This window comes from Mesorhizobium kowhaii, from assembly GCF_003253745.1.
Taxonomy (GTDB): domain Bacteria; phylum Pseudomonadota; class Alphaproteobacteria; order Rhizobiales; family Rhizobiaceae; genus Mesorhizobium; species Mesorhizobium kowhaii.
In genome coordinates this window covers 1-7,231 of the sequence record NZ_MZXV01000071.1, presented here as the reverse complement: position 1 = coordinate 7,231, position 7,231 = coordinate 1, and the positions used below count along the sequence as shown (strand labels likewise).

The 7,231-nt window shown below is 62.0% G+C and carries 7 protein-coding genes and 2 pseudogenes; 2 read left to right on the top strand and 7 right to left on the bottom strand.

What is annotated here, in order from left to right:
• From B5V02_RS32365 to B5V02_RS42815, 3 genes are all read right to left on the bottom strand, one after another.
• Positions 1-233: hypothetical protein (locus B5V02_RS32365; RefSeq protein ID WP_208647171.1), on the bottom strand; the 233-nt coding region annotated here is incomplete at its 3' end.
• A gap of 294 nt (positions 234-527) precedes the next feature.
• Entirely contained in the window at positions 528-1,040 is a 513-nt protein-coding gene (locus tag B5V02_RS32360; RefSeq protein WP_111548076.1) for a hydantoinase B/oxoprolinase family protein, read from the bottom strand.
• The gene (locus B5V02_RS42815) at positions 965-1,276 is read right to left on the bottom strand and encodes a hydantoinase B/oxoprolinase family protein (protein WP_425374438.1); all 312 of its coding nucleotides are present in this window, start codon (positions 1,274-1,276) and stop codon (positions 965-967) included. Before B5V02_RS42815 ends, B5V02_RS32360 begins: the two co-directional genes overlap by 76 nt.
• A gap of 173 nt (positions 1,277-1,449) precedes the next feature.
• On the opposite strand from B5V02_RS42815, the pseudogene B5V02_RS42020 reads away from it, so the two are divergent.
• Positions 1,450-1,911, top strand: a pseudogene (locus B5V02_RS42020) (molybdopterin cofactor-binding domain-containing protein); the annotation flags it as partial.
• A gap of 141 nt (positions 1,912-2,052) precedes the next feature.
• Here the strand turns inward: B5V02_RS42020 and B5V02_RS42810 are convergent.
• Positions 2,053-2,454, bottom strand: a pseudogene (locus B5V02_RS42810) (glucoamylase family protein); the annotation flags it as partial.
• A gap of 664 nt (positions 2,455-3,118) precedes the next feature.
• Between B5V02_RS42810 and B5V02_RS32340 the strand changes: the two are divergent.
• The gene (locus B5V02_RS32340; RefSeq protein ID WP_111548074.1) at positions 3,119-4,603 is read left to right on the top strand and encodes a glucoamylase family protein; all 1,485 of its coding nucleotides are present in this window, start codon (positions 3,119-3,121) and stop codon (positions 4,601-4,603) included.
• A 381-nt stretch (positions 4,604-4,984) separates the two neighbouring features.
• Here the strand turns inward: B5V02_RS32340 and B5V02_RS32335 are convergent, their stop codons facing one another.
• The 3 genes from B5V02_RS32335 to B5V02_RS32325 form a co-directional block, all read right to left on the bottom strand.
• The gene (locus tag B5V02_RS32335) at positions 4,985-5,245 is read right to left on the bottom strand and encodes an adenylate/guanylate cyclase domain-containing protein (RefSeq protein ID WP_111548073.1); all 261 of its coding nucleotides are present in this window, start codon (positions 5,243-5,245) and stop codon (positions 4,985-4,987) included.
• Positions 5,246-5,477: 232 nt separating this feature from the next.
• On the bottom strand, positions 5,478-5,621 hold the full coding sequence (locus B5V02_RS40275) for an SOS response-associated peptidase (RefSeq protein WP_146606198.1): 144 nt from the start codon (positions 5,619-5,621) through the stop codon (positions 5,478-5,480).
• Positions 5,622-7,049: 1,428 nt separating this feature from the next.
• A partial coding sequence (locus B5V02_RS32325; RefSeq protein WP_146606197.1) for a hypothetical protein occupies positions 7,050-7,231 on the bottom strand: 182 nt, incomplete at its 5' end.

Sequence of the window (7,231 nt, the reverse complement as noted above, 5' to 3'; positions counted from 1 at the left end):
ACCCGCGGACCGAGCAACCCCACCAGAATGATCCCGCAGGCGAATGCGGTCGGATGGAGGCCGATCGTGCGGTAGCTGATGTCGAGTTCGACCCTCAGGAATGGAAAGATGTTTCCCTGAAGACTGACAACGAATTGGAAGAAACCAAGTACGAGATAGAGCTGCCAAATCCGCGGCCCAGGCGCAATCGTATTGGCCTCTACCGCGTGCGGCATACGAAGCGTGTTGCACATGGGTCCTCCCGCCTGAAGCAGACACTAGCAGTTTTTTCGTTGCGGAATGAGCCGTGCTGGCCGTGCTGGTCTCCGCAAGTAGAACCTTGGAAAACCGTCGAGCTATTGCGTGAGATTGACGAGGCTCTCAACTCCGAAGAACGACAGCGCCGCGGACTTCGAGCCGGAGTCTACAGGCTCTAACCGAAAATGGAATGAGCGTTCCGCTGCGTTTTGCCAACGGGCTGTGGCCCTATGGCCGCGGCCATGTCGACTTCCCCCAAGGGATCAAATCCTTCTATGCTGCGCAGGACGTCAAGCTGCCGAACGTCTCGCTGAAGGAGTTGGTGTGCCTGCCTTGCACCCGGCACGAATATTCCGACGCGCGTCGGCGGTTTCGTTGAGATGCTCGTAGCCGACATCGATGCCGTAGCGCGCTTCGCAGATCTCGACCGGACAGTTGAAAGTGTCGCCGTGATTGGTCGAGTACATGGCGTCGAGCCCGTCGCGGCTCGCGGTGGCGCCCCAGCCGCCCATCTGCGGTTCGACCATGGTGAAGCGATGGCCGGTATCAGGATGCGTGCCCGCCAGCACCGTGCTGCAGATCGACGCGAAATGGCCGGCCGGCAGCCGATCGGGCAAGGCGCGGGCCATGCATTGCCACGGCATGTCGGCCAGCCGGATACGCGTCTCGAAATAATAGCCATGCGGCGCGGTGCCTTCGGCATGGAAGATCGTGCCCGGCTCGGTGATCACCTCCAGCACGCGGAACGATCCCGCATTGGCGAACAGCGACGGTCGGTCAGCGCCTTGAAGATCATCTGGCAAGCGATCACCGCGCCGTCGCGGCTCACATTGTAGGGGGCCTTGCGCTGCGCCGGGTTGCCGCGAAGATCGACGCTGAAGCGCTCGGGCGAAATGGTGATCGCGGCGCGCCACAGCGCGCCGTCGTCCTGTTCTTCCTCGATGCGAAACGTGCCCTGCGGCAGCGAAGCAAGTCCGGTGCGTCCGCGCCGCTCACCTTCGACGAAGAGGTCCGCGATCGCCGCGTGACAGGCGTCGATCCCATAGCTCGTTACCAGCTCGCGAATACGGTTCTCCGCCCTACGGCTTGCGGCGAATTACGCTCAAGGACCCGAAGCTCTTCAAGCTGATCGGAACCCCCGCCAAGCGCATCGACACGCCCGACAAGGTCAACGGCAAAGCCGTTTTCGGCATCGACGTGAAGCTGCCAGGGATGCGGGTCGCGACTGTCGCGGCCTGTCCGGTTTTCGGCGGCACGCTGGCGCATGTCGATGAAACAGGAGCTATGGCGGTCAAGGGCGTGAGCCAGATCGTTCGCCTGGATGATGCCGTCGCGGTCGTGGCGGAGAACATGGGCGCCGCTCTCAAGGAGCTCAGCGCACTTGACATCGCCTGGAACGAAGGCCCGAACGCCGGCGGCCTTTCCTCGGCCGACCTCGCGACCGCAGCAGCAGCCGCGGCGAGTTCGCCGGGCGTGGTGGCGCATGCGATCGGCGACGTCGAGGCCGCGACCCGGAAAGCTGCCGGCGCACTCGAGGCCATCTACACGATGCCCCTGCTGGCGCATGCCGCAATGGAGCCGGCGAACTGCACCGTCCACGTGCGGAAGGACGGATGCGACCTCTGGCTGGGCACGCAGGTGATCAGCCGCGCGCAAGCGACCGCTGCGGAGGTGACCGGCCTGCCGATCATTGACGACCGTGCCCCCAAACGAGGGATCTACTCGCCGAAGAGCAACGAAAACCGGAGCCCTGGTGGCAACCCTACGTGGCGCGACCGTCCCGTCGTCGGGACCGAACGGAGCGCCGCGGGCGATGTAATCGAAGAGCTGCCGCTCCAAGCCATTGACCACTCGGGTGACCCAACCCGGCCCGTCGCAGGCGGTGAATCCCAGCAATATTGCCCGTCGCCGACGAAATTCATCGGGTTGCGAATCGCGTACTCCTGCTGCACAAACGTTTGCTTGGCGACTGTTCTCGAAATAGTCGCTGTCGTGCTGCCGCATGAACTCGTCGCGAATGCCTCAAAAGTCCACCCACATGTGCGACAGTTGATGGGTAAAAAGCGCCCGAATAAAGCAGCTCCCGGCCGTAGATATTTTCCATCCGTAGGTCGCGGTGTAAGCTGCATAACTTTCAGGCGGCAACGGATGAATCGGCGAACCTAAGCCGAGGATGTAGAGCAGGTCCTCATCTTGCCCTTGCCATCGATGGGGCATGAACCCGTCTTCCGGGCGCCAGCCGTGCGTTAGCGAGGGGCCGCCATCGCAGGCCCATTCCCAGTCGGCACGCTCATACAGCGTTGTGGCGAGCTGGCGGATTTCCACTTCATCGGCGGTGTCGCGATCGAAGTATGTTGCAACCGTCAAGGTGCCCGCAAACAGGAATGCAGAGTCGATGGTGGACAACTCAAATTGCCAAACTCGACGGCCCGTTTCGATGTCCAGAAATGGTAGAAAAAGCCTTTGTACCCAGACGCATCCGGCTCTGGTCCCTGCGGGCATTCCACCAGGTGTCGGCCAGATCTCATCCCGACGTCAGCGGACAGACACCCCTCCGCAGCAAGGCCTCGGCGCAACAACTCACGGCCAGCCGCAGCTCGGCTCGGCATACGCCTTCCGAAGCGGAAATTGTCAAGGGCAAGCATTTCGTCGGCGCGGAGCATTGCCGGTGATCTGGATCGGGCGTTTCCGGCGTGACTTCCACTGGATCGAACATGAAGCAGCCGGTTAGCCTCAATATACCGTGGTATAATTTGGGCGGTGCACCTGCGTGGTCGCACGATGCTTTCTTTCGTTTTCCACTAGACTTGTTGACAACATGGCAATGGCGTGGACCCCGGGCCGTCCCTAGTATTTTCTGGCAAAGGTCGGAGCTGGTTACATGCTGGAGCGGCGGTATCTCCAAACAGTCTGCTTTGAATGCGCCCGGAACGCGTTCGGCGGCGCCTGTCCAAATTGTGGCGGAGAATTCTCGCACGGGCTCGGCCGCGGGGACGCGCACGTCGCTGCGGTCGCGATCGAAACGCCGCCCAGAATCTCCGTCGGCCGCAAGCATGGCGCCCCTCGCGCGGACGCGTCGACGGACGTGCTCCTCGACACCGTGCAGCGACAAACGCTCCGATATTTCTGGGATTTTGGCCATCCGACGAGCGGCCTCGCGCGAGAGCGGAGCAACGCGACACCGCATGTCGTCACGACCGGCGGTTCCGGCTTCGGCATCATGGCGATCCTTGCTGGCGTCGAGCGCGGGTGGATCGGGCGGCAAGCTGCTCTCGATCGCCTGATCACAATGGTGTGCTTTCTCGGCGAGGCCGAGCGCCACCACGGCGCCTTTCCTCACTGGATGGATGGCGACAGCGGCCGAACCATACCCTTCAGTCGCCGCGACGACGGCGGCGACATCGTCGAGACGGCATATTTGATGGCGGGGCTGCTTTCGGCGCGGCAGTATTTCGCAGGCCCCGAAGCCAAGGAGCGCATCTTGCGCAGCCTCATCGATACGCTTTGGGGAGACGTCGAATGGGACTGGTTCACCCGCGGCTCTGACTCGCTCTTTTGGCATTGGAGCCCGGTGCACGGATGGGCGATGGACCACGCGATCAACGGCTGGAACGAATGCCTGATCGCATTCGTCCTCGCCGCCTCCGCCCCACGCCACCCGATCGAGCCGAGTGTCTATCACCGCGGCTGGGCGACCGGCCAGGCCTTCGCCAACGGGCGAAGCTTCCATGGCATACCACTGCCCCTCGGACCCGATCATGGCGGCCCCCTCTTCTTCGCGCATTATTCATTCCTCGGACTCGACCCACGACGGCTTCGGGACCGCTACGCCGACTATTGGCAGCAGAACGTCGCCTACACGCGCATCAATCAGGCGCACTGCATCCGCAATCCCAAGAAATTCGACGGCTACAGCGCCGAATGTTGGGGGCTGACCGCGAGCGACAGTATCCATGGCTACGTTGCGCACGCTCCCGACCACGATCACGGCGTGATTGCTCCCACCGGTGCCCTCGGGTCCTTCCCCTACGCCCCGGCCGAGTGCAAGCGGGCGCTACGCCACTTCGCTTCGCGAGGCGACCGGCTCTGGGGCGAGTATGGCTTCAGGGACGCATTCAGCCCGGCGATGGATTGGTACGCGGACTCCTATCTCGCCATCGATCAGGGGCCGATCGTGGTCATGATCGAGAACTACCGGAGCGGTCTCTTGTGGCGCCTGTTCATGAGCTGTCCGGAGATCCAGGCCGGGCTCGCGAAGCTCGGCTTTTCCTCGCGCGCTAAAGCCGCCGCTGCAATGTCACAGCAGCCGGAGACGACCCCTCGCTCGTTGCAACCGTCTCTGTTGTCGAGCTTTGTGATCAGCTGAACAGGGGCTGAAATGCGCAGTGTTGTCGTCATCCTTATCATTTGTGCCCTGATCATCCTCGCATTCTCGCCGTCGTGGTACGACAACTTGCTGGGAGAGAACCGGATCGTGGGCTCTGTAGACACCTCCTTCGCCATTAGCCCCACACAGCCGTTTGCTCAGTCAATTGGAGGCTGAGCCACGGTCCCAGATCGACGATGAGGAGACGAGATGGCCACGTCAGCCGAACCGACATTCCAGGGCTGCGAGTGGGACTCTACGCTGCCGCCGCTGGGCATCGTCCGCACTTATCTGGGCCGACGCGCCGTTCTTGGCACTTTCCGGATCGACGGCGGAAGCGAAGCTTGAATTCCTCCGGTGCATCGCCTCCAACCGACAACGTCAGTTCCGGCGTTCCGCGACGGCAAATACGGCAACAGGATCTGCGAGGCCGCGGATTGGGAAGTCGCCCAGTTCTTCGATTGGCTGCTCGACCAATTCAGCAACCCTGTCAGTCAGGAGCACGCGTCGCCCGGTGCTTTTCGATAGTGGTTCGAGACGCGCCGCCAGATTGACGGCGCGCCCGATAACAGTGAAGTCGAGCCGATCTCTGGAGCCGATATTGCCGAAGAAAACCGGACCGCGATGCAAGGCAATTCCCATACCGAGCGGCCGCCAGGAAAGATCGCGTTGGCTCGCCGGATGAAGCCTCGTTCAGCTGTCCACCGCGGCTAAGCCTTTCCGAGCGGCGGCGGCAGGCCACGCGCCTTCGGCGTGAAGCACGATCATCGGACAATCTCCCTTCAAAAGCCGATGTTCACTCACGTTCCCCTCGCAAAATGATCAAGTGCGGGTCCGTCCAGAGTGGGTTGGTCGGTTCAGTGCAGTAACCGCTTTAGTTCTTCACGCTGTTGACGGTGCGGTTGACGCGACGAACTTTCAGGTCGCCGTCGAGATTGCGGGCGAGGAGCGGATTCAGCTCGGCGGCCGGCGTCGTCGGATCGAGCCGAGCATCGTAGGCGGCAGGGGTCGAGGACATTCCCGCGTGTGGCCCAGCTACGCGGCGAAGCGCGGGGGCGGCAGATTTCCATAGTCAGGGCAGTTAGGTTCCTCGGAGAGTTTGAGGCGGCAGACTGTCTGCTACTGCGCATATGCCGCGGGTTGCTGATTCGTTGCCCGTCAAAATGAAGGCAGGTGATGGCAACAACCAACCGACCTAGTCAGCACACATTACGAATGTCCGCATCGGGGCCGGAAGTGGCCTGGCAGCTTCGGGCACTGAAGGCTAGTAAACAGACCTTCCGCTGAAGACCGCGTCACGGACGCAGCGTGCCCACCGATGTAGGCCACGGGGGTGGTCGTTAACACGTTGACACCGCGACAGGTGATGTGGACCGGAAGGGTCAGGCAGCCTGGATGGAGACGAACGATGAAGATAGCCATTTTAGGCTCCGCCCTCTTTTTGTGGCCGCGCCAGCGTAGTGGCGGGGCTCATTCCCTGGTGGAACGCGTTGGGAATTTCTGCCGCCGTTCTTCGATCTGCAGGCGACGCGCTGTCGGGATACTGTTGATCGTCGCGGGCTTACCCGGGCTTGTTGACTCGTTTGCGCGCTTTGCTCTGCAAGGGCTGGGCACGCCGGCGCCGATCGCACCGACGCAGAACCTCGTGGTGACGGGTCTGTATCGCTACGTGCGCCCCAGGCGATTGTCTGCTTCCAGCGCGCACAACGGCGGTCAGATAGCTGAAGAGCGACCGTCGCATTGGGGTCAAGTAAAGTCATTGGTCCCACCGGGCTGAACGTCCGCTATCCTTCTTTGGAAGCCAGAAGCCGCCATTCCGCTGTCGGCCAACTGCAGTCATTCGAGAAATGGCGGTGGATGACCGTCTCTGGCGCAAAGCGGTCGCCGGCAGATGTCCCGCACTGATTAGTCCCAGCCATTTCTTGTCGGTCGGGACGGCAACCCGGCCGGCCCGCGTCTCGCAACAGGGCGCGGGCTTTTGGCGGCGGAGCTTCTTATCCGGTTATTGAGGAATTTGTTCCGTGTAGGAACACCAAGTCACTTCTTCCTGGCAGCTTTTGGGTTCTGTCCAGTCGAAACTGTGGTTTTTGCGTCCTTTGAGTGGGCGGCAATGGCAGGGCCGGCGCCCGTCGCCTTATCGCAGCGCTGTGCCGCGTCTATCGCAGCGTTGGCCGCGATCCGGTCGAGCGAAAGGTCGTAGGCCGGGTCGGCGAAGCCCTTGCCTGCTTTCCTGGTTCGCGGACTCTTGCGAGAATCGTCATAGGCCTGCCAAGCAATGTCGGCGATAATGTCGAGTTCTGCAGCGCGGCTTCGAAAGCGGGGTCGTTAAATTGCTCACGATAACGCCGCTTGAATTCGGCTTCCTTCAGGCGCGGGCTAGGCATACCCTTTCGCGGCTCGGGGGCCTTATCTCCACGCTGCAGCCACTCAAACATTACTCACCACCTCACGACAGCTTGGACATCTTCACCTTGGGCTCGCGCGCCCATAGGCGTAAAGCGCCCAGGGCCGTCAGGAAGCCGGTGACATCCTTCGGTCCCGATAGCGCAATGACGCCTCCGTCGAGGCTGTCGGCGATACCCGTTTTTTCGAAAAGAGGCATCGCGGCGTCGACATAGCCAATGAATT

Bases quoted from the DNA above. Each gene is read 5' to 3' on its own strand.
- B5V02_RS32340 (WP_111548074.1), top strand. From the start codon at position 3,119: ATGCTGGAGCGGCGGTATCTCCAAACAGTCTGCTTTGAATGCGCCCGG.
- B5V02_RS32335 (WP_111548073.1), bottom strand. From the start codon at position 5,245: ATGGGAATTGCCTTGCATCGCGGTCCGGTTTTCTTCGGCAATATCGGC.
- B5V02_RS40275 (WP_146606198.1), bottom strand. From the start codon at position 5,621: ATGTCCTCGACCCCTGCCGCCTACGATGCTCGGCTCGATCCGACGACG.